This window comes from Bifidobacterium actinocoloniiforme DSM 22766, assembly GCF_001263395.1.
GTDB lineage: Bacteria > Actinomycetota > Actinomycetes > Actinomycetales > Bifidobacteriaceae > Bombiscardovia > Bombiscardovia actinocoloniiformis.
Genome location: NZ_CP011786.1, coordinates 494,529 through 515,730, shown reverse-complemented (window position 1 = coordinate 515,730; position 21,202 = coordinate 494,529). Strand labels below are relative to the sequence as shown.

Here is a 21,202-nt window from a genome sequence, read left to right as displayed (position 1 = left end):
CGCGGTCAGCTAGACACGAAAAGACAGACCGATTTGAACATTCCGGTTTTCACAGCGTGTAAAAGAACCTATGATAGAAGGTGTGCGTGCAATTGCACGCACACCTTCAACAACATATTAATGATACGCGAGGACTGATGGCAGAGGGAATGAACGGCAGACGGCGATTCTCGGATAAGTGGGGCAAGCACGAGCTAGATGTCCTCGCCGTATTGTCATCCGCTTTCCCCCAATGGCTCACTTCCCGGCAGATCGCTCAGCGGGTCAAGGCCTATGCCGACTCCTACGGGGAGCTGGCCGATCAGGCCGCTAAAGCAGCCTTCGCCAAGCAGTTCCAGAGGGACCGGGCCAAGCTGGCCGCGATGGGCATCGCCATCGAATCCCGCCAGCCCGAGTACTCGTCCAAATCCGAGGGCCAGGACTTCGCCTCCTACCGGCTTCAGCTGGGCGATGAGCCCCGAATCCGCATGCAGTTCGACCAAGAGGACCTGCCTGTCCTGGCTGCGGCCAACTACCTGGCCCGCTCAATCGCCATGTCGCAAGAAGCCTCACAGCCGGCGCGCCCAGTCTCGAGGACCACACCCCGCGTGCCTCAGGTGCCGATTCCTGGCCTAGGCTTGGATTCAATCGCACCTGGTCTGGGCACCCAGCATCTCCCGGACTCGCTGGTCAAGGTCATCGACTCCAGGCGGTTCGCGGCCACGATAGATGTGGATGGCGAGAAGCTGAACGTAGCCTACACCGACTCGGATGATTTGGCCATGTTCGTCCTGGAGCACCCCGGTGCCACCATCGTCAGCCCCCAGGAGGCAGTGGACGCCTTCCGCCGCAGGCTGCACGCGGCGACCAATTTCGAGCTCGCCGACGAGTCCATCGGCGATACGGCGGCCACGGTGGTGACCCCAGCCATCAGCCGGCTCCAGCAGGCAGCGGAGGAGGCCGAGGGCGAAGGCGATGGACAGCCGCGCCCCCGCAAATCCTCCTCCGCTTTCCAGACCGGCTCCGAAGTGGACCGTCGCCTGAGGCTTATGCTCTTCCTCTCCGCCCACTTAGGCGAGGAGTTCTCGTTGGCAGAGCTAGCCGAGCGCTTCATCGGCAAGGCCAGCGGACCCGAGGAACTTAAGAAATCCATTAACACCATCCACCAGGATATCAACACCCTGACCACCGTCTCGGACGACGGCGAGATGGCGGGATCCCAGTTCTTTGACATTGACTGGACCCTGTTGGACGAGGCAGGCGTCGTTTCGGCGACCAACTCCCTGGGCTTAGAGCGTCTGGCTGGCATCTCCCCGCAGTATTTGAGCATGTTGACCGCCTCACTGAACTACCTGGCCCATTCGCCACTGCTGCCAGAACGCTCCCGCCAGCAGGCCGAGGCCCTTTACCAGCGCCTGCGCAAGCACGTGGGACCGGGGGAGACCCCCTGGCTCTCACTGACCGGCTACGAGACTGAGCCACCAAGCTTCTCACTGGTCCAAAGAGCCATTAAGACCGATTCCCTGCTTGACATGGAGTACACCGACGGTGCGGGGCGCATACGGCGCAAAGTAGTGGCCCCGGCGAAAATCTTCGTCGATGAAGGCCTGTATTACGCTGCGGTCTGGACCGACATCGGCGACGCCGCGGAAGGGACCACAGCGGAAAAGGACGCCTACCCAAGCGCTGATGGCAAGGCCGGAAAGACCCGTCCCCGGCTCAAGCAGGGTACCGGCCGCGACCGGCAGTGGCAGGTCCTCAGGCTCTCGCGGGTCGAGCACGCGGAGCTGGTGACGCCAAAACACAAGGTCGAATTCCCGGATGTGCCAGTCTCCGAACTGCGCAGGTGGAGCTTCGACAACGGCACGCCAGCGGTCTTCATCACTGACGCAACCGACCTGCCCTACATCAAATCACTGTCCGGCGCCACAGTCGAAACCTGCGGCCAGGGCCAGAAGGTTCACTTGATCGTCTCTTCGGACTCCTGGTTCGTCGCTTTCTGCATTGCGCACGCCCGGCATATTACGGCCGTGGCCCCCCAGACCCTGCGTAAGATGATTCTGGCACGTGCGCAACGCGAGCTTTCGCTCTCCGCCGTCGTGCCTGAACCGCAGGACTGACCCCCGGGCTGGGCGAGCGCAGCTCCCGGCTCCTGATTCCTTGAAGGAGGAAACGATGCCCTGGTGGATTTGGCTGGCCATAGTGATCCTGATGATCGTCATGCTGGTCTCTGGTGGAATTTACGTTTTCCGCCGTGCGCGATCAGCGGCCCATGTTGTGGGTTCGCTCGTCGCCGCCAGCAGCCAGCGCCTGGGCCCCTCCCGTCTGCAGGCCCCGGAGCGCCCCGAGCAAGACCCAGCTTTCACCGAACCCTTGTCGACTTCAGCGGATCGCTACGCAAGCGCCCACGCCAAGGTTCTGGAGCGCAAAGAGGCGGCCCGCGAGCGCCACAACGATACTTGGAAGTCATGGCAAACCTTTAACGACTAGGCGGTTGGGTAGGGGGTCTGTATACAGTGATACAGGCATTTCAAGTCCAACTAATGGTGTGGGGGAGAGAGCCCGATGTCACGTCATGTTCACGCCGCTCCCGCGACGGACGGAACTGGTTACGCTGACAGTGGGGCCGTGCGGGGGCGCGGCCGAACACGCAAGCGCCCAGAGCAAGAAAGCGGTCAGGACCCAGCTAACCGCTACGCGCAGTTCAAGGCCCGGCAGCATCGGGCCGCCAGCGCCGCCGGGCGGTTCGCCGCCGGATTGTCCTTTGACTTGGACGACTTCCAGATTGAGGCCATCGACGCTTTGGAGGCCGGCAATAATGTATTGGTGGCTGCGCCTACTGGCGCCGGTAAAACCATCATCGCGGATTTCGCGGTCCACCTGGCCCAAGAGCAGAACGTCAAGGCCTTCTACACGACGCCCATCAAAGCGTTGAGCAATCAGAAATACCACGATTTGGTGGATTTGTACGGCGAGGACAAGGTGGGGCTGCTCACGGGAGACACCTCCATCAACTCCGAGGCCGACATCGTGGTGATGACCACCGAGGTCTTGCGCAACATGCTCTACGAGTGCTCGACCACGCTGAACGCCCTGCGCTATGTCGTCTTGGATGAGGTCCATTACCTGGCCGACCGTTTCCGGGGACCAGTCTGGGAGGAAGTCATCATCCATCTGCCGCGCACTGTCAAAGTGGTCGGCCTGTCCGCCACGGTCTCGAACGTGGAGGACTTCTCCTCATGGATCGCCTCGGTACGGGGCAAGACACAACTGGTGGTCTCGGAGCGACGCCCGGTGCCCCTGGAGCAGCACGTCATCGTGCAGGAGGACGAGCGCACCGAACCTGAGGTCATTGATCTCTACCGGCGAGACAAGTCCGGCAAGCAGAGCGCGAAAATCAACCCCCGCCTGGTTTCGCGCCTCTCGCAGTTGGACGACCTGGCCCTGCGCTCCCGCCGGAGCGAACGACCCGGGCGGAGGCGGGGTGGCCAGGGACGCCGAGGGGCGGAGTCCGTCAGGCAGCCGAACCGGCATACACCCCGCCGCTGGGCGGTCGTTGATGAATTGGACTACCTGGGGATGCTGCCAGGCATCTATTTCATCTTCTCACGCAACGGTTGCGACGATGCGGTCAGGCAGTGCCTGGACGCTGGCCTCAAACTGACCACCGACGAGGAAGCCCTGCGCATTCGCCGAATTGTGGACGGCATGGTCGAAGGGCAGCTGAGCCATGCTGATTTAAAGGCCCTGGGCTACTCGCAGTTCCGGTTCGCCCTGGAGCAGGGGATAGCAGCGCACCACGCAGGGGTGATCACGCTCTTCCGCCAGGTCGTCGAGCGCCTCTTCGAGCTGGGCTTGGTCAAGGCGGTGTTCGCCACGGAAACCCTGGCCCTGGGCATCAACATGCCTGCCCGTTGCGTGGTCGTGGAAAAGCTGGAGAAATATGACGGTACAGGCCATGTGGCGTTGACGCCAGGGGAGTTCACCCAACTGACCGGGCGCGCGGGGCGACGGGGGATCGACTCGATAGGCCATGCGATCGTTGTGGACCATCAAGGGTTCAAGCCGGAGACCATGGCCTCCCTGTCGAGCAAGCGCGTCTACCCCCTGCACTCCTCCTTCCGCCCTACCTTCAACATGGCGGTCAACCTGCTCAACTCGAGCGACTATGAGACGGCCCGTACAACCTTGGCCCACTCCTTCGCCCAGTGGGAGGCGAATGAATCAGCCTCCGAGTTGAAGGTGCAAATCCGTAAGCTCAAGGAAGCGATGGAGGGCTACGAACAGGCCGCTCACTGCGACTACGGCGATGTCACCGACTTCGCCCTGATCCGGGCTGGCCTGTCGTGCGTACAGAAGAAAGGCAGACGCGCCCTGAAACGCCAGGTGTTCGCCTCTGATTTGGAGCGGCGCGAGGCCTTCGCCGCGGTGGACCGCAAGATCAATGAGCTCAAAGAGGCTGAACGCGAGCATCCATGCCGCGGATGCCCCCACCTCCAGGACCACCTGAAGTGGACGCGCCGCTGGCTGCGGGAGCGGCGCGAACTCGGTTTGGCCAAAGACCGCTATGCTTCGCGCACGGGATCAGTGGCCCGCCAATTTGACAGAATCTGCCAGATCCTACAACGCATGGGTTACTTGAGGCAGGTCGAACACCGGGTGGGCGCTGAAGGCGAAGCCAGTTGGCGCAATGATTACCGACTGACCCAGAGTGGGCAGCTCCTGCGTCGAATCTACAGCGAGCAGGACTTGGTCCTGGCGCAGACACTCCTGTCCGGTGCCTTGGATGAGCTGGAGCCACGCGAATTGGCCGCCGCGCTGTCGGCCCTGGTCTACGAGTCCCGTGGGGGAGGGCTGACCAGGGAGCTGGGCCGCTACCCAGGTGAGCCAGAGGGGCGTCTAGCGGCCGCGGCCGCCGACATGGAGGGCATCTGGAAGCAAGTGGCGGACGCCTGTGATGAGGCTGGTCTAGCCACCGAACTACCGGAATTGGACTTCGGCTTGGCTGGCGTCATATACGAGTGGGCCGGGGGAGAGAGTCTGGCCCGGATCCTTCAGGGCAGCGACTTGACCGCGGGCGATTTCGTGCGTAACGCCAAGCGCCTGTCTGACGTACTCACCCAAATCATCCAGGTTGAGCCCTATTTGGAGCCTCACTCGAGGGGGATCGCTCAGACGGCCCGCCGCGCGGTGCAAGCGGTAAACCGTGGGATCGTTGCCTATACAGGTGTAGATTGAACGCCCCGACCCGCCGGGATGGGAATAAGAGCGAGGTCCGAGCTGTTTTGTAGTTTGGGAGTGGTATTGTCCCTGGAAGCCCTATACATGGAGGAAGCATGGCCGAACGCAGTCTTCGCGGTATGAGTATTGGCGCTAAATCGTTGGAGTCCGACGACAATGTGGACTTTGCGCCCCGCCGCGAGGTGGCCTATGTCTGCCCCAAGGGGCACCGGACGATTCTGCCCTTAGCTGAAGGTGCCGAAGTGCCTGACGAGTGGGAGTGCCGCTGCGGGCAGATCGCCCGCCGTGAGGGGGAGGACGAGACCGAAGTCAACCATACCGGCAAGCCCACCCGCACGCACTGGGACATGTTGATGGAGCGCCGATCCGAGGATGAGCTCAAGGTCCTGCTCGATAAGCGTCTGAAGATGCGCCGTGAAGGCTGGTTCCCTGACTACGAGTGAAGGCGGGAAGCTCTCAATGGCCTCGGAAGGACAAATAGGCGAGCACGCCCGAACCATAGTGCTTCTGGATCTGGATGGCACGCTGACGGCATCCCATCCGGGCATCATCGCGTCGGTGGTGAAGACTTTCGAGGACTTGGGTCTGCCGGTTCCTTCGCAGGCCGAGCTCAGACGCTTCATCGGTCCATCGATTCCTGCATCCCTGCGCCGCAACCATGTCGACGAGTCGCTCATTGGGCGCGCGGTGAGCATCTACCGCAGTTATTACACCGACAGGGCGATCTTCGAGGACCCTTCAGGCTCTGGCCGCCTAGTAACGGGCACCCTGTGCAACTCCGTGTTTCCGGACGTGCCGGATCAGCTACGGGCCCTGCGCCGAGCGGGCTTCCACCTGTCTGTAGCCACATGCAAACCCGAGGCGCAGGCTAAGTCCATCTGCGGGCATTTCGGACTGGAGCCACTCCTAGATGACGTATTCGGGGCTTCCCAGGATTCATCCAGGGTTCGCAAGGATCAAGTCATCAGTTATGGATTCGATTCATTAGGATTCAACCCAGAGGCCGGCGACCAGGCGTTGATGGTCGGCGACCGGTGGACGGACGCTGACGGGGCCCACGCTGTCGGGCTTGACTGCCTTGGATGCGGTTGGGGCTACGCCGAGGCCGGCGAGTTAGCTGAGCACGGCTGTTACCGAGTCATCGAGCACGTGCACGATCTTGCTCAAGCGGTTGAGGAATACTTCCTGCCGGCGACCGCCAAGGTTTGAACGCAGCAGTTGTCATGGATTTGCTCGTTGAGCACAGACCAAGCAAGCGGCGCTCCCGAGCCTCCGATTCTAGCAAAACCCTAAAAGCCGATAATGTACGTTATGTCAAATTAGCAATCAGTGCGAACCACCGTAGGATGCGATCCGCTATTGCGCTTCTCCCCTTCGTAAGGCACTCATGGGTTAGTCATCAAATGAACAAGTGATCAACCGCCCAGACGAAAATGCTCCGCCAGGAACAACCGCATATGGGTTGGGCTCATGCGAGGCGCAGCGGCGCGTACTCACGGCGCTCGGCCTGCTGGAGCTCGATACGCTGGCGCAAACGTTCAATCGCCATCTCTTCCAGTGGCCTGCGCAGCTTCCCTTGGAAGACGGAATCCTCGTCAAGGTCCACATAATCCTTGTCGACCAGGTCATCGCGAACCTGCCGCCAGATTGAGCCTACCGCCATTGCAAAGACCGCTTTGCCGGAGGTCATGATTTCGAATAGTTGCTCGGAACTCTGGCAATCCTCGACCGACTCACCATCACAGACGATGGTGACGTCCTCCAAGCTTTGGGTGGATTTGCGGGAAAGGAAGCCGACAGCCACGGTCGCATTCGGCAGCACTACGCCTATGTCGAGCAAGTGCTTAAGGACGGCCAGAATCACGATGTCCTTAAAGGAGTACAGACGCCGGGAACCCGAGCCGTGGGACTGAGTGATTGAAGGCTCCATGATTCCCTTACGCGCCCAGTAGTCCAGCTGCCTATAGGTGATTCCAGCCACCTCAGAGGCGACCGAACCCCGGTAGCCCCGTGTGACGGGCTCGTCGCCGGTGGCGGCGAACAGTTCGCCCTGGATAGCTTGAACCCTCTCCTGCCCGGTTCCGTTCGGCGCGCTTGTTCCCCTCTTAACGCTCATCACTCTTCTTCCTTCGTGAGTGCCTACTCCCCTAGATGAATCCAGTGTAAGCGAAAATGAGAAGCAGGAACCAATCGGAAGTTCAATCCCCCTGAAACGCCTACAAATCACTTGTGATGGGGGGGGGCGAACCCCTCCCCCGCTAACCGACAATCGCTGATCGGGTGAAATAGACCAAGCGGAACTTGCCTACCATAATTTCATCGCCATTATGCAGCAAAGCTTGATCAACCCGCTGGCGGTTGACGTACGTGCCGTTCAGGCTGCCGGCGTCGCGGACCGTATAGCCCTCTGGTGAACGGTCGAACACGGCATGGGAGCGTGAGACCGTGGAGTCGTCAAGGAGGATGTCGGCCTTAGGGTCTCGACCTACGCTGACCTGGTCTTCGTCGAGCAGGTAGCGTGAGCCGGAGACGGCGCCGCGCGTCGAAATCAGGAGGGCCGTGCCCGGACCCAGTCGGGAGATGGTGTCCAGGTCCTCTTGGGTGAGCGGTCGGTCACCGGTCGAAGTAACGGGTACGTGCAGTGCGGGCATGCCGATGATGGTTGTTTCGCCCGCGGTGGGAATCGGTTCTGTCATAAAGACCTATTGTACCGTTTGAGCGTACTGATAGTGCTGCGGTTGCCGTATCTGGTCAATTCTGACACTGTTAGACTGGGTAACTGATACCTGCGCATGGAACTGGATACGGTAAGGCGCGGTCAGATTGTGGCCGTCGCAGACGACCCCATCCTTGCTGTCCTTCACGTAGGTGGACGTGACTACGCGCACGCCATTGAGGGCGATCACTTCGGCGCCGGCGTTGCGTAGCTCTTCAATCAAGGTGAACATGGTGGAGGCGTCCACCCGGTCGTTCCCCTCCTGGATTGAAATCTCGACCCCCTTGCCCTCTGCGGGCAGGTGACCGGCCAGAATGCCGGAGGCGGTCTCGTTCTGCTTGGCGATTCGAGCGGCCTCCTGCTGCTTGTCCGCCGCGGATTGAATGGACCGCAGTTGCTCGCCCAACTGGCTTTTGCGCTCCTCCAGCTTGTCGACTTGGGTGCTGGTCTCGTCCAGGAGACGCACCAGCTCGTCCTCGCTCAATCCCTCATAAGTGGATTTGGTGTTGTGCACCTGGACGGCGTAGCCGAAACCCAGCAAGGCGCAGAGGAAGGCAACCAGCAGACTGGTCAGAACCTTGACCCGTGTGGCCCTTGACCCCAGGGCGCGCGGGGGCTTACGACGCACAACTGGGAAGGAACCGGTGCGTGTGTCATCGCCTTTTCTCCAACTGAACCGGCCTGGCGCCGGAGGGGCTCCGGGTGGGATGCTAGGGGGCGTACGTCCCGGGCGTTTGGCGAGGTTGAATTTCATCGGCGCTCAGCCCTTGAAAATGAAGCGCCGGATGGCGGAGACATTGGAGAAGATGCGGATGCCCAGGACCACGATGACCGCTGTGGAAAGCTGGGAGCCGACACCCAGCTGATTGCCCAGGAAGACAAGGAGGGTGGCCGTAATCACATTCGAGAAGAAGGAGACGACGAAGACGCGGTCGGAGAAGGAGCGTTCAAAGTAGGATCGGGCCGCGCCCAGCAGGGCGTCCAAGGCGGCCACGACCATGATTGGCAGGTAGGGCTGGAGGGTCACCGGTATGTCCGGCTGCAGGAAGACGCCGGCTACGATGCCGACAATCAATCCTAGAATTGCGGCCATGACTGTTACCTGCCCTTCCTCGCGTATTGCAAATCTGGCACCCCCGCTCCCTTCAGTGTAATATCCCTGGCGGATGAAACCTGGAGTGTGATGTTAGCTGCGCGTAGTTTGGACAAGTAATCGCGCTGATCCCCCTCGTCGAAATGGGACTTCAGAGCGCGCGAATCGCCGATGGCCTCTATACGGTAGGGGCTTTGGACCGAGTCGGTCCCTATCAAGACCGTTTGGCCCGCCAGGCGGATGGAGGTCTGGGCGCCGATTCTGTGGCCGTTGATCGCGATGGCCTCGGCCCCCGCTGACCACAGCTGGGTGGTGAACCATTGGAGGTCCGAGTCGGTGACCACCTTGGTTTGATCGCCCTTGTCATTGTCTTTGCTGGAAAGGGGGTTGGACAAGGTCATGGTGACACCTGGTCCGTGCACGGCCACCGATCCGTTGAGAATATCACTGGCCGACCCGTTCCCTGCCGCTCCCCCAGCGCCGACTTTGGCCGAAAGCTGGTCGATTTGACCGCGCAGACCGTCGATTTGGCCCGATAAGTTGTCGGAACGTTGGGATACGTCCTGAATCTGAGAAATAAGCTTCTCCCGGACCTTCTGCCGAGGGTCCCTATGCAGGACCTGGACCACCGACGCCACCCCCAGGCCAACGGCCGCGCAAATCAGGAAGACGACGACCCGGTTGACCCACAGAGCGAGGGAGGAACGGCTTGGCCGAGGCGTCAACCTGGCATCCTCGAACAGTGGATCCATAGGTCGGTTGGTCAAGTCATCAATCAGGCGCAAAGATTCATCTTGGAGCTGACGCTTACGCCCTGGTGCCGGTCTGGCGGTCTCGTCTTCCTCAACAAAGTGGGAGCCGATACGGGCCGTGGCCTTAGAGAAAACGGCACGGCGATGAATGAGGGCCCGCTCGGGCGGCACTTGGAAGGAGGCTCGCTGCGGGCTGGGCTCACTCATGACCGGCTATCCTCCTTCAGCAAGCCGAATCCCTGACGAGCGTATATCAGGCCAGCCAACCAATACAGGCCGACCCCCCAAATCACCGCGCCCAAGGCCACCAGGTGGAGGACTTGGAAGAAGTGGGTCCGCCAGGCATCCGCGAGAATCAAGGCGGGTATGGCCAGCATGAGCACGGCCGTCCCGGTTTTGCCTGCGAAGTGGACCGGCAAGGGGCCGTAATCGTGCTGGGCCAGGAGCAGGACCTGCAGGCCCATCAGCACGTCGCGCAGCCCCACCAGAATCAAGAGCCACCAGGGCAGGATGTTCGCTATGGACAGCGCGAGGACGGAGCACAGGATCAGCAGCCGGTCCGCTATCGGATCCAGGATTTGGCCAAGCTTGGAGACCTGGTTGAAACGACGGGCGATGATGCCGTCCACCCCGTCGGAAAGGGCGGAGACCAACAAGACGACCAAGGCGATAATCAGATGGCGCCTGGCCACCAGGTAGGCGATGACCGGGATGGAGAGAATGCGTAGGAAAGAGATGACGTTGGGCACAGTCCAAATCACGTCACGCGGGTCGGGACTGTACTTGCTGCGCGAAAAACGCTCGATAATCGGGTGACTCATCGCCGGCTCCTCACTGGCTCGGACTCTGCCATGAAAGGTCCTGGCCACCCGTCAGGAGCGGTAAGCGCCCTGCGCGGCCCGACGAATCGAGTCAATCGCCTGGGCCCGGTCCTGGGCTCCGTAGACCGCGGATCCAGCCACCAGCACATCGGCCCCGGCTTGGGCGACCACAGGAGCGGTCGTAACGCTCACACCGCCGTCCACCTGGATGCGCGTAGGCAGGCCCAGCTCGGTGATCCGGTCACGCAGACGGCGGACCTTGCCCATTTGGTTGGAGAGGAATTTCTGGCCCCCGAAACCAGGCTCTACAGTCATGACCAGAATCATGTCGAACTCATCCAGGATGTCGAACAGAGGTTCCACAGGCTCGGCCGGTCGCACCGCGAAACAGGCTTTGACGCCCATCTCCCGCAGCTGACGGGCCAGGCGGACCGGAGCATGCGTGGCGCCCATATGGAAGGTGACCGAAGCCGCGCCCAGTTTGGCGAACTCCGGGGCCCAACGGTCCGGGTCCTCGATCATCAGGTGGACGTCGACCGGAAGGTCGCTCACCTGGCATATACGCTCCACGATCGGCTCGCCCAAGGTCAGGTTAGGTACGAAGTGGTGGTCCATGACGTCGACATGTACCAGGTCCGCACTGGAAATCGCTTTCAAGTCGCGTTCCAAGTTGACGAAGTCTGCCGACAGGATGCTGGGTGCTATCTGGATGCTCATATTTTCCATCTTATGCGGAGTGAACGACCGCGCGACGCTCCTCCAATTCGGTGATGGTTCGGAGCTTCTCGGACAGGAGATCCACCGGTTTGCCCCTCCTGTTGACCATCGCGAAGGCGACCGCTCCGCAGATGAACACCAGGATCGAGACCCACACGTTGACCCGCAGGCCGAGAATCTCGTGCGCGAAATCGATGCGCAGGTACTCGATCCAAGTGCGACCGGCCGTGTACCACATGATGTAGAGGGTGAACAGGGCTCCAGCCTTGAGCTGGCGGAAGGCCTTGTGCCCAATCCAAATCAGGAGGGCGGCCCCAATCAGGTTCCAAATCATCTCATAGAGGAACGTGGGGTGGAAGAGAGTACCGGTCGGGCAAGTGGCGCCGTCGTAGCACTGCTCCTGGGAGCCGATCGAGTTGCCTGTCTCGTTGAGCTTGAGCCCCCAAGGCAGGGTGGTTGGAGCTCCGTAAAGCTCCTGGTTGAACCAGTTGCCCAAACGCCCAATGGCTTGGGCTACTAGCAGGGCGGGAGCAGCGGCGTCGCATAGGAGGGCCGCTGGGTAATGCTTGTGCCGGCACCAGGCCCAAGCCGCTAGGCCACCCAGGAGGACCGCCCCCCAAATGCCTAAGCCACCCTGGCGCAGGTTAAAGATATTCACCCAGTTGCCTTGGGGACCGAAAAAACGTTCGGGCGTGGTAATCACGTGGTACAAGCGGGCGCCCACAATGCCCGCTGGCACCGCGCAGATTGTGATGTCGAGAATTTGGTCGTAGTTGCCGCCCATCTTCTTCCAGCGCGCCCCGGCTATGCAGGCGGCGGCCGCGATGGCGGCGATCATTGTCAGCGCATAGTAGTGAATGGGAAAGGAGCCGATGGAGAAAGTGGAGACCGGCGGAGAGGGGATGTAAGCGAAGGTCGTCATGGTTCCCATCCTAGGCCTTGCGGGCAACCGAAGCAGCAACGGGTGAACTGTCGGTCCGCGGTGTACCCGACGCGCTCGGTTCACTCGATTGGCCGGACGCTTGGCCTGCCTTAGCGGCCAGCTGCCCGCAGGCCCCATCAATATCCGAGCCTCGGGTGTCACGCAGAGTGGCCGCGATACCCGCCGAGTGGAGGATTTCAAGGAAACGACGCTCATCCTCGGGCTTGGAAGCAGTCCATCGCGATCCCTCGATTGGGTTCAGGGGTATGGGGTTGACGTGGGCCCAGTCGTCGCCGTAATGGTTGAGGCGTTTGGCGAGGAGCCGGGCATGTTCGGCCTGGTCGTTAATCCCCTTCATCAGGGCGTATTCGATGCTGACCCGACGCTTGGAAGCCAAATAGTAGTCATGGGCGGCATCGAGCACTTGCGTGGTGTTAAACCGACGGTTCATCGGCACCAGCTCATCGCGCAGCTCGTCCGAGGGTGCGTGCAGGGAGAGGGCCAGCCGTACGGGAATCCCCTCCTGGGCCAGTTTGCGCATGCCGGGGACCACGCCGACCGTTGAGACTGTGATGTTTCGCGCTGAGATGCCGAAACCCTCCGGGGGCAGGGCGCTGATCTGCCGGATCGCTGCCAGAACCGAGCGGTAGTTGCCCATAGGCTCCCCCATGCCCATGAAGACGACGTTGGACAGACGGGCTGGCCCTCTAGTGAGCTTGCCGTCACGCGCAGCCGCCGCCGCGGCCCTCACTTGCTCCAGAATCTCGCCGGTAGACATATTGCGCGTCAATCCCAACTGCCCGGTCGCGCAGAAGGGGCAACCCATTCCGCATCCCACCTGGCTGGAGATGCATAGGGTGACCCGCTTGGGGTAGCGCATCAGGACCGATTCGATGCTGGAGCCGTCAAACAGTCTCCACAGGGTCTTGACGGTCATGCCCTGGTCGGCCACCTGACTGGTGACCGGGGTGATCAACTCTGGGAAGAACCTTCTGGCCGCATCGTCACGCGCAGCCGCTGGAAAGTCGGTGAAATCGGCGGGATTAGTGCTCAAATGATTGAAGTAGTGGTTGGCGAGCTGCCGAACGCGGAAACGCGGCAGGCCCAGCTCCTTCGCGGCTTCGATGCGCTGCTCGTCCGTCATGTCCGCCAAGTGCAGGGGCGGCTTGCCCCTCCGAGCATGATTGGGCGCCAGCACGTCCCGGAAATCCCCTCGCTCGGCGCCCGGCGTCAGTCCTGTCTCCGGCTGTTCACCTGTCTGATCCACACCGGGCATCTGCACCATCCTTTGAACGATTCCTCACCCGCTCGGCCAACTGCACGCCTCCACGGACACCGCAAGCTGCGGCGAAACCGGGCGTCATGCGTCCACCCGGGCAATCCTACAGGCAACAGCCCCCAGGCCTATAGACCACGACGCCACGGCACAGACCAGGGGCGCAATGTGGAGCGGAGAGGCCTTATGGAAGGCCAATCTCATCTTCCTAGAAGGCGTCCAAGAGGGGTCGGGGTCACAGTGTAGATACGTTAGGCGGCTCCCTGACTACGATGAAAGAGATGACGTCCTAACCGTCTTCGAAAGGCCTGCGGTTGTGGGTAAGGCTGTTCATGCGCCGGCATATTCCGTAACCGTTCAGGATGGCGAAGAAACTAGGTGGTCGTACCGTAAAATCCACTCGGGAAGGCTTTCCCCGACGCCCTGGCGCCCTATGAAGGCGTTCTTCGCGGTCACACCGGGAGTTTCCGGACGATAGGAGACGCACCGCCGTTCGTTTCCGTCGTCACTGGTCTCCGGCGGTCAAATACCCCAGACCGTGTGCGGCGATGGACGGCAGCCAGGAGGGGATGCCGGCCCTACAGGCCGGTAATCCAGAGGAAAGCAGCGATGAAGGGGGCGGACATCAGAATCGAATCGACCCGGTCCAGCACTCCCCCATGCCCTTTCAAGAGATGACCCATATCCTTGATGCCCAAATCACGCTTGATCAGGGAGGCGCTCAGATCGCCGAAGGTGCCTGTGACACCTACCATGGCGCCTAGGCAGATGGCAGGGAACCAGAGCTGCGACCAGGTCCGGCTCGGGAAGGTGCAAGCGAAGATGGCGCATGAGGCGACGGCGCACAAGAGCATGGAGCCGCCCAACCCCTCCCAGGATTTCTTCGGCGAAATCCGTGGGGAAAGCTTGTGTTTGCCTAACCAGGCCCCGAAAAAGAGACCGCCGATGTCACTGACAGCCGGCAGGAAGACCGCCATCATGGCGTGGGCAACTGGATGCCCGAAAGTCGTTGGCAGCACAATCAAGCAAGCCAGGAAAGTGATGTAGACCACGGTCAACAACGCCACGCTGGCGTTAATGTAGCGGCTTCCTCGCTCATGCGGGCCCAGACCTGCAGCAGCATCCCTTCCGAAGCCGTCCTCTCCGGGGCGCTTGGGCAGGTCGGCCTGTTCGCGCTTGCCCAGGACCGCCCGCTCAAGCCGACGACTGGCCCGGCCGCGCAAGCCTGAGCCAATCGTGACTATCACAGCGGTCAAGAGGACCCCGATGATCATGGCGGCCACGTGGTCGCTGCTATAGAACATGGCCAGCATGGTGGCCGCCGAACAAATCCAGAGGGCCAAAATCGGCAGGTCGATGCCGGCCGTGGCGAAATCCACCCGCAGCTCCCATAGGCCCAAGGTCATGAAAAAGACGATGAGCAGCATGAAAGCATCCGGCCTGATCAGGACACAGGCCACGATTACCAGCACCAGCAGCACGCCTGTGGCTATGGCCTGAGGCATATTGCGACCGGTACGCCGATTGATGGAGTCGAGGGTCTGATCCGCCTCCTGCTCCTGCGACTGATTCATGGTCTCCTTCTCGCCAATGCTACCGACGACCCTGCCTTAGGCGCTGGGGTCAGACCTCCAGAATCTCCTTCTGCTTGCTCTCCAGAAGCTGGTCGATCTGAGTGCTCATCTGCTTGGTCAGCGTGTCCAGCTCCTTCTGAAGCCGGTCGCCCTCATCCTCACCCAGGTCGCCATCCTTGACGGAGGCCTCAATGCCCTCCTTGGTCTTACGGCGTATGTTGCGCAGGGCGACCTTGCCGTCCTCCGCCTTGGTTTTTGCGATCTTGACGTAATCCTTACGACGGTCCTCGGTCAGCTCAGGAAGGGTGATTCTGATGACATTGCCGTCACGGTTCGGGTTGACGCCCAGCTCTGAGTCACGTATCGCCTTCTCGACTGCGGCGGCCTGCGAGCTGTCGAAGGGGGTGACCGCCAAGGTCCTCGGCTCGGGGACGGCAACCGAGGCCAGCGATTTAATCGGCGTGGGTGCTCCGTAGTAATCCACCATGATGCCGTTGAGGAGGGAGGGGTTGGCCCGCCCGGTACGAATGCCGGAGAAGTTCTCCTTAGTCGATTCGATGGTCTTGTCCATCTGGCTCTTGGCCTGGTCTACCACTGTTGCCATGTTGCGCTCCTTATTGTGTCTTTGACGATTCTTGCGGCTTTTCCCTCAGCGAGTCAGGGACTCCTGACCGCACACCAGCGTGCCCAGTTGCTCACCCTCCAGGGTGCGGGTGACGTTGCCCTCCCCCTCCAGGCCGAAGACACGTATGGACATGTTGTTGTCACGGGCCATCGACAGGGCCGAGGCATCCATGACCGCCAGGTTGTCGACCAGGGCGCGCTGGTAGCTCAAGCGTACGAACATGTTGGCATTCGGGTCCTTACGTGGGTCCGCCGTGTAGACGCCATCCACCCCGTTCTTACCCATCAGAACCTGGCAGCAGTGAATCTCCAAGGCCCGCTGGATGGAGACCGTGTCAGTGGAGAAATAAGGCAGACCCGCGCCGGCGCCGAAAATCACGACCCGGCCTTTCTCCAGGTGACGGATGGCCTTCAAGGGGATGTAGGGTTCGGCCACTTGCCCCATGGTGATGGCAGTCTGCACGCGAGTGGCCTGGCCGGCCTGCTCCAGGAAGTCCTGGAGGGCCAGGCAGTTCATGACGGTGCCGAGCATGCCCATGTAATCACCGCGAGAGCGCTCAATACCCGCCTGACTGAGCTCGGCGCCCCGGAAGAAGTTGCCGCCACCCACGACGATGGCCACTTGGACACCTGAGCGCACAGCCGCCACGATTTCCCGAGCGATTCGCTGGACGACTTTGACGTCCACGCCAACCGCGCCTCCCCCGAAAGCCTCTCCGGAGAGTTTGAGAAGGACCCTGCGAGCCCCGCCCGCCTCATTGTCTTGCGCCTGGGAGCAGGTCATAGAAAGCCTTTCTAGCTTGAATCATGACGGCCCGCCAAGCGCCGCCATCTCAGAAGAGTTTACCGTCTCAGAGCGACAAGGGGCGCGTACGCGAGGAGGGCCGCCCCCGCTAAGGGACGGCCCTCCTCCTCCGACTCAGAGCCTAAAGTCTATGACAGGAGCGAACTCGCCGCGTCACTCCTCGCCCTTGCCTACCTCCAGCCGGGCAAAGGCGACAGCCTGGCCACCGGCCTGCCTGAAGAGGTCACCGACCGTCTTCGAAGGATCCTTGACGTACTGCTGCTCCAGCAGGACGTTCTCCTTGTAGAAGGCGTTCAGTCGTCCTTCGACGATCTTCGGGATGATCTGCTCGGGCTTGCCTTCGGCCTGGGACTTCTCAGTGGCCACGCGACGCTCGGACTCGACCACATCCGCCGGCACATCCTCGCGACGCAGCCAGGATGGGCTCATCGCGGAAATCTGGAGGGCTGCCTCGTGAGCCACGGAAGCGCCAGCCTCATCAGTGGCGATGACAGCCACGATCGACGGGGGCATCTCGACGGACTTGCGGTGGGCGTAGACCTCCACATGAGGGCCTTCGACCTTGGCGAACTGCCCGACCTTCACGTGCTCGTGGAAGAGTGCCGCTGCCTGCTCGACCGTGTCGTGGACCGTGCCGTCCTTAGATTGCGCTGCCTCGGCTTCCTGAGCGTTGGAAGCGCCGGACTTAGCCACATCGGCGATGACCTCGTCGCCGAATTCGACGAACTGAGGGGTCTTGGCCACGAAGTCGGTCTCTGAGTTCAACTCGATGGCGTAGCCGATTTGACCGGCCCCTCCATCGACGACCGTGGAGGCGATCAGGCCTTCCTGGGCCTTGCGGCCTTCGCGGGCACCGGCGGCCTGGATGCCCTTGGCGCGGATGATCTCCTTGGCCCGATCCACATCGCCATCGGCTTCGGTGAGCGCCTTCTTGACGTCCATCATGCCGGCACCGGTCTGGTCGCGCAGTCCCTTGATGAGTGCAGCAGTGATTGTTGCCATCTTATCTCCTCTAATCTCCGCCCCGCCGATTCAGCGGACCGGTCGGGGCGTCCGAATGAATTTATCAGGCCTGGGGCGCGGCTTCGGCGGCCGGCTGCTCAAGCTCGGCTTGGGCGCTCGGCGCAGCCTGCTCGGACTGGGCCTGAGCGTCCCCGTCCTTGCTCTTGAGCAGGTCCTTCTCCCATTCGGCCATAGGCTGGTCGCTGGCCTCCTCGGTCTTAGCAGCTTTGTTGGAGCGCTCCAACAGGCCATCGGCGACTGCGTCCGCCATCAGGGTGGTCAACAGGTTAACGCCGCGGATCGCGTCGTCGTTGGCGGGAATCGGGTAGTTGACCTTCTCGGGATCGGTGTTGGTGTCCACCAGGGCGACGACCGGGATGCTCAGCTTGCGCGCCTCTTCGACGGCCAAGGCCTCCTTGTTGATGTCGACCACGAACAGGGCGGAAGGGGTGCGGTTCATGTTGCGGATGCCCCCGAGCTGACGCTCAAGCTTGTCCTTCTCACGGCTCAGGAGGAGGAGCTCCTTCTTGGTCAGGCCGGAGCCATGCACGTCGGAGAAGTCCATCTCCTCCAGCTCCTTGAGCCGGTCCACGCGCTTGGTGACGGTCTGGAAGTTGGTCAGCATGCCGCCCAGCCAACGCTCGCAGACGTAGGGCATGTTCACCCTCGTGGCCTGGGTTTTGATGGCCTCCTGGGCCTGCTTCTTGGTGCCTACGAAGAGGATGGTGCCATTGTGGGCCACGGTCTGCTTGATGAAGTCATAAGCCTGGTCGATCCGGTCGAGGGTCTTGAACAGATCGATGATGTGGATCCCGTTGCGCTCCATCAAGATGTACTGCTTCATCTTGGGGTTCCAGCGCCGGGTCTGGTGACCGAAGTGGACGCCCGCCTTAAGCATCTCGCTCATAGTGATCTGTGCCATCGTATTGCCTTTCGTTGTCGGTTCTTTCCTGGCCATGCGGACCTGCATGCAGCCCATGATGGGCCGACCGACACAGGGCGTCGCGGGCATGGCGCGATTTCGCGCGTCTGGTTAGGGTTCAGTCAACATCAGCCCTCCCCGCCCGTGACAGCGTGGAAAGCATAGCACGACGCGCATGTTTGAACATAGCATAAGGGGTTCTCATTCAGCGGCCGGCTGACCGGGGGGCGCCCCACCCCCCGGTCGTGCCTAGCTCTGCGCGCGCAGACGGCGCATGGCTTGGCGGCGCACGTCCTTCTCCAGGCGGTCGATGTACACGTGGCCCTCCAGGTGGTCGCACTCGTGCTGGAGCATACGCCCCATGATGCCGCGGCCCTCCAACGTGATCTCTTTGCCGTCCAGGTCGATGCCGCGCACCTTGGCGTAGTCGGCGCGGCGAGTCGAGTACCAGAGATTGGGCAGGGACAGGCAGCCCTCCTCGCCCAGCTGATCGCCGCTGGTCTCGACGATGACCGGATTGATCACATAGCCCAAGCGGCCACCGATATTGAAGGAGAAAGCCCTCAGACTGACACCGATTTGGTTGGCCGACAGGCCAGCCCTGCCTGGGTCGTTGACGGTGTCGACCAAGTCGGTCACCAGTCGCCGCACCGCAGGGGTGATACGCTCAATCGGCTCGCAGGGCGTTCTGAGTACAGGGTCCGGCACAACGCGAATCTCTCGGATGGTCACAGCCGCGCTCACTCCCCTTCATGCTGGTCGCTGTCGCTGTCTTGACGAGGCTCGGCCTCGTCCTGCTCACCGGCCTTGGCCTCACGCAGGCGTTCGGTGACCGTAGCCAGAGACCCGCTCACGCTGTCCTTGGCCTTGGAGAGCACAGGAGCCACCGCCTCGGGCGCCTTGACGCGCAGCTTTGGCGCCGAGGCGGGCTTGGCGCCTGCGGGCTTGGGAGCGTAAAGCACGTGGTCGATCACGTCGGCGTAGTGCTCCAGGACCTTGGGGCGAACCACCTTGAGGGAGGGGGTCATCGTGCCGTCCTCCTCAGTGAAGTCCTGGTCGAGGATGACGAACTTGCGCACTGACTCGGCCCGGGATACATCGCTGTTGGCCTGGTCCACATACTGCTGGATGAAAGCCCGCACCGCATCGTTGTGCGAGGCCTGCTCCACCCCCATCGACTCGTCCAAATGCTGGGATTTAAGCCAGGCGCCCAGCATTCCGGCATCCAGGGTGACGAGCGCGCCAACGAACGGGCGACCGTCGCCGACCACTACGGCCTGGGAGACGATCGGGCAGGTGCAGATGGTCTCCTCCATAGGCGCGGGCGAGACGTTCTTGCCGCCGGCGGTGATGATGATGTCTTTCTTGCGGCCGGTGATGAAGACGAAGCCATGATCGTCGATCCTCGCCAGGTCGCCGGTGTGCAGCCAGCCATCCGGCTCCTTAACCGTGGCGTCCATCTGCGGGTTCTTATAGTAGCCCATGAACACGCAGGGGCCTTTGACCATCAGCTCGTCGTCATCATTCAACCGCACCGCGATGCCGGGGCCCGGCCGGCCGACGGAGCCCACTTCATTGGCGTCCTCGAAGTTGACGCAGCAAGGGGCGGCGGTCTCAGTCATGCCATAGCCCTGAATGAAGGTGATGCCGTCGATCCCGTTGAAGAAGTGGGCCAGGTCGGCGTTCATCGGCGCGCCGCCACAAGCCAGGAAGCTCAAGTTCGAGCCCAGGGCCGAACGAATGCTGCCACCCACGGCCTTCATATAGAAGGAGTGTTGCATACGCGCGGTCAGCGAATGGCCACGGCCTCCCTGCTCATCCTTGGACCAGTTGACGAAGTGTTGGAAAGCACCAGCGAAAATGCGGCCAGTCAGCCCAGTGCCGGCCTTCTGGGATGCTGCGTTGTACACCTTCTCGAAGACCCTGGGCACGGCCAGCAGGTAGGTCGGCCGGAAGGAGCGCAGGTCCGTCAGGAGGTGACGGGTGTTGGAGACATAACCGACTACGCCCTGGGCGCCGATCGCCACGTACTGGATGTACCGGGCGAAGCAATGGGCCAGGGGCAGGAAAAGCATGAGCCTGGTGGGGGCCGCCAGCATGTGGTAGAGGACCTCCCAGCCCGCGAACACGATATGGGTGAAGTTCCTGCTGGAGAGCATGACGCCCTTGGACTTGCCGGTGGAGCCCGAGGTGTAGACGATTGTGGCCAGGTCGTCGGCGCTCACCTGGGAGATCGCCTGGTCCAGTTCCTGGTCGGTGACCGACTGGCCGAAATCGCACACGGCGTTCAGGCCCTCGGCCTGGAAGTTGAAGACATACTTGACGCTAGGCAGGTCGTCGCGCAGCCGCTCCAGGACCTGGGCGTGTTCGGCGTCGCCGGCGAAAGCGATGACGCAGTCCACATCCTTGACGATCGACTCGGCCTGCTTAGGCGAATCGGTCTCGTAGATAGGCACCGAGACCGCGCCGATTGCTGCGCATGCGAAGTCGGTGACCCCCCAGTCATAGCAGGTGGCCGAGTAAATCACGACCATGGATCCCTTGCGCACGCCCAGGGCCAGAAGCCCCTTGGCGACCTGGCGAACCCGCTCCTGCATCTGCCCCGCGGTCACGTCGTGCCAGGCGCGGCTGTCCGGGTCCTGCCACTGGGCGATCAAGTCCTGGGGATCGCGCTCGACGCGGTGGGCCAGGAGAGAATAAATAGTGTCCTTGTCGGTCGTCGGATGCATATCCTCGACTTTGTATTCACGCAACATAC

At 61.8% G+C, this 21,202-nt stretch carries 19 protein-coding genes and 3 pseudogenes; 6 read left to right on the top strand and 16 right to left on the bottom strand.

The genetic code is table 11. The features are described from left to right. Positions 1-137: 137 nt before the first annotated feature. The 6 genes and pseudogenes from AB656_RS02060 to AB656_RS02040 form a co-directional block, all read left to right on the top strand. Positions 138-1,625, top strand: a pseudogene (locus tag AB656_RS02060) (WYL domain-containing transcriptional factor); the annotation flags it as partial. Positions 1,626-1,718: 93 nt separating this feature from the next. Next, positions 1,719-2,099 (top strand): annotated as a pseudogene (locus AB656_RS08210) (WYL domain-containing protein); the annotation flags it as partial. 55 nt (positions 2,100-2,154) lie between these two features. Further along, positions 2,155-2,469 (top strand): hypothetical protein, encoded by a 315-nt coding sequence (locus AB656_RS02055; RefSeq protein ID WP_033503488.1) that lies wholly within the window; start codon positions 2,155-2,157, stop codon positions 2,467-2,469. A 75-nt stretch (positions 2,470-2,544) separates the two neighbouring features. Beyond that, the gene (locus AB656_RS02050; RefSeq protein WP_081924838.1) at positions 2,545-5,217 is read left to right on the top strand and encodes a DEAD/DEAH box helicase; all 2,673 of its coding nucleotides are present in this window, start codon (positions 2,545-2,547) and stop codon (positions 5,215-5,217) included. A 98-nt stretch (positions 5,218-5,315) separates the two neighbouring features. Continuing rightward, positions 5,316-5,663, top strand: a complete 348-nt coding sequence (locus tag AB656_RS02045) for an RNA polymerase-binding protein RbpA (protein ID WP_033503486.1) — start codon at positions 5,316-5,318, stop codon at positions 5,661-5,663. Positions 5,664-5,697: 34 nt separating this feature from the next. Continuing rightward, positions 5,698-6,429, top strand: coding sequence for an HAD hydrolase-like protein (locus tag AB656_RS02040; RefSeq protein WP_033503526.1), 732 nt, complete (start codon positions 5,698-5,700; stop codon positions 6,427-6,429). A gap of 259 nt (positions 6,430-6,688) precedes the next feature. Here the strand turns inward: AB656_RS02040 and AB656_RS02035 are convergent, their stop codons facing one another. From AB656_RS02035 to AB656_RS01960, 16 genes and pseudogenes are all read right to left on the bottom strand, one after another. Next, positions 6,689-7,336, bottom strand: a complete 648-nt coding sequence (locus AB656_RS02035) for a MerR family transcriptional regulator (protein WP_051905250.1) — start codon at positions 7,334-7,336, stop codon at positions 6,689-6,691. 142 nt (positions 7,337-7,478) lie between these two features. After that, entirely contained in the window at positions 7,479-7,916 is a 438-nt protein-coding gene (locus AB656_RS02030; protein WP_033503484.1) for an FHA domain-containing protein, read from the bottom strand. A 6-nt stretch (positions 7,917-7,922) separates the two neighbouring features. Continuing rightward, entirely contained in the window at positions 7,923-8,564 is a 642-nt protein-coding gene (locus AB656_RS02025) for a DUF881 domain-containing protein (protein WP_236681889.1), read from the bottom strand. Between the two features lie 132 nt (positions 8,565-8,696). Further along, positions 8,697-9,029 (bottom strand): small basic family protein, encoded by a 333-nt coding sequence (locus AB656_RS02020; protein WP_033503482.1) that lies wholly within the window; start codon positions 9,027-9,029, stop codon positions 8,697-8,699. Positions 9,030-9,034: 5 nt separating this feature from the next. Continuing rightward, entirely contained in the window at positions 9,035-9,988 is a 954-nt protein-coding gene (locus AB656_RS02015; RefSeq protein WP_033503480.1) for a DUF881 domain-containing protein, read from the bottom strand. Then, a complete protein-coding gene (locus AB656_RS02010) occupies positions 9,985-10,602 on the bottom strand; it encodes a CDP-alcohol phosphatidyltransferase family protein (protein WP_033503478.1) in 618 nt (205 codons plus the stop codon). Before AB656_RS02010 ends, AB656_RS02015 begins: the two co-directional genes overlap by 4 nt. A 51-nt stretch (positions 10,603-10,653) precedes the next feature. Next, positions 10,654-11,328, bottom strand: a complete 675-nt coding sequence (gene rpe, locus AB656_RS02005) for a ribulose-phosphate 3-epimerase (RefSeq protein ID WP_193786711.1) — start codon at positions 11,326-11,328, stop codon at positions 10,654-10,656. A gap of 1 nt (position 11,329) precedes the next feature. Then, complete coding sequence (lgt, locus tag AB656_RS02000) at positions 11,330-12,241, bottom strand: prolipoprotein diacylglyceryl transferase (RefSeq protein WP_033503520.1); 912 nt, start codon at positions 12,239-12,241, stop codon at positions 11,330-11,332. 109 nt (positions 12,242-12,350) lie between these two features. After that, positions 12,351-13,517: pseudogene (gene rlmN / locus AB656_RS01995) on the bottom strand (dual-specificity RNA methyltransferase RlmN); the annotation flags it as partial. A 578-nt stretch (positions 13,518-14,095) separates the two neighbouring features. Then, on the bottom strand, positions 14,096-15,091 hold the full coding sequence (locus tag AB656_RS01990) for a phosphatidate cytidylyltransferase (RefSeq protein ID WP_033503477.1): 996 nt from the start codon (positions 15,089-15,091) through the stop codon (positions 14,096-14,098). 49 nt (positions 15,092-15,140) lie between these two features. Next, complete coding sequence (gene frr / locus AB656_RS01985; protein ID WP_033503475.1) at positions 15,141-15,695, bottom strand: ribosome recycling factor; 555 nt, start codon at positions 15,693-15,695, stop codon at positions 15,141-15,143. A 45-nt stretch (positions 15,696-15,740) separates the two neighbouring features. After that, a complete protein-coding gene (gene pyrH / locus AB656_RS01980; protein WP_033503473.1) occupies positions 15,741-16,499 on the bottom strand; it encodes a UMP kinase in 759 nt (252 codons plus the stop codon). A gap of 174 nt (positions 16,500-16,673) precedes the next feature. Beyond that, positions 16,674-17,522: a translation elongation factor Ts gene (gene tsf, locus AB656_RS01975; protein WP_033503472.1), complete on the bottom strand. Its 849-nt coding sequence runs from the start codon at positions 17,520-17,522 to the stop codon at positions 16,674-16,676. Positions 17,523-17,586: 64 nt separating this feature from the next. After that, complete coding sequence (gene rpsB / locus AB656_RS01970) at positions 17,587-18,444, bottom strand: 30S ribosomal protein S2 (RefSeq protein ID WP_033503471.1); 858 nt, start codon at positions 18,442-18,444, stop codon at positions 17,587-17,589. Between the two features lie 249 nt (positions 18,445-18,693). Beyond that, the gene (def, locus tag AB656_RS01965) at positions 18,694-19,176 is read right to left on the bottom strand and encodes a peptide deformylase (RefSeq protein ID WP_033503516.1); all 483 of its coding nucleotides are present in this window, start codon (positions 19,174-19,176) and stop codon (positions 18,694-18,696) included. Positions 19,177-19,184: 8 nt separating this feature from the next. Further along, entirely contained in the window at positions 19,185-21,200 is a 2,016-nt protein-coding gene (locus AB656_RS01960; protein WP_033503469.1) for an AMP-dependent synthetase/ligase, read from the bottom strand. Between the last annotated feature and the right edge of the window lie 2 nt (positions 21,201-21,202).

What these genes read in the sequence shown, in the direction of transcription:
- AB656_RS02050 (WP_081924838.1), top strand. Translation starts at nt 2,545, where the DNA reads ATGTCACGTCATGTTCACGCCGCTCCCGCGACGGACGGAACTGGTTAC.
- AB656_RS02055 (WP_033503488.1), top strand. Translation starts at nt 2,155, where the DNA reads ATGCCCTGGTGGATTTGGCTGGCCATAGTGATCCTGATGATCGTCATG.
- AB656_RS01960 (WP_033503469.1), bottom strand. Translation starts at nt 21,200, where the DNA reads ATGTTGCGTGAATACAAAGTCGAGGATATGCATCCGACGACCGACAAG.
- AB656_RS02030 (WP_033503484.1), bottom strand. Translation starts at nt 7,916, where the DNA reads ATGACAGAACCGATTCCCACCGCGGGCGAAACAACCATCATCGGCATG.
- AB656_RS01990 (WP_033503477.1), bottom strand. Translation starts at nt 15,091, where the DNA reads ATGAATCAGTCGCAGGAGCAGGAGGCGGATCAGACCCTCGACTCCATC.
- AB656_RS02020 (WP_033503482.1), bottom strand. Translation starts at nt 9,029, where the DNA reads ATGGCCGCAATTCTAGGATTGATTGTCGGCATCGTAGCCGGCGTCTTC.
- AB656_RS02015 (WP_033503480.1), bottom strand. Translation starts at nt 9,988, where the DNA reads ATGAGTGAGCCCAGCCCGCAGCGAGCCTCCTTCCAAGTGCCGCCCGAG.
- AB656_RS02010 (WP_033503478.1), bottom strand. Translation starts at nt 10,602, where the DNA reads ATGAGTCACCCGATTATCGAGCGTTTTTCGCGCAGCAAGTACAGTCCC.
- frr (WP_033503475.1), bottom strand. Translation starts at nt 15,695, where the DNA reads ATGGCAACAGTGGTAGACCAGGCCAAGAGCCAGATGGACAAGACCATC.
- rpsB (WP_033503471.1), bottom strand. Translation starts at nt 18,444, where the DNA reads ATGGCACAGATCACTATGAGCGAGATGCTTAAGGCGGGCGTCCACTTC.
- pyrH (WP_033503473.1), bottom strand. Translation starts at nt 16,499, where the DNA reads ATGACCTGCTCCCAGGCGCAAGACAATGAGGCGGGCGGGGCTCGCAGG.
- lgt (WP_033503520.1), bottom strand. Translation starts at nt 12,241, where the DNA reads ATGACGACCTTCGCTTACATCCCCTCTCCGCCGGTCTCCACTTTCTCC.
- rpe (WP_193786711.1), bottom strand. Translation starts at nt 11,328, where the DNA reads ATGGAAAATATGAGCATCCAGATAGCACCCAGCATCCTGTCGGCAGAC.
- AB656_RS02035 (WP_051905250.1), bottom strand. Translation starts at nt 7,336, where the DNA reads ATGAGCGTTAAGAGGGGAACAAGCGCGCCGAACGGAACCGGGCAGGAG.
- AB656_RS02045 (WP_033503486.1), top strand. Translation starts at nt 5,316, where the DNA reads ATGGCCGAACGCAGTCTTCGCGGTATGAGTATTGGCGCTAAATCGTTG.
- tsf (WP_033503472.1), bottom strand. Translation starts at nt 17,522, where the DNA reads ATGGCAACAATCACTGCTGCACTCATCAAGGGACTGCGCGACCAGACC.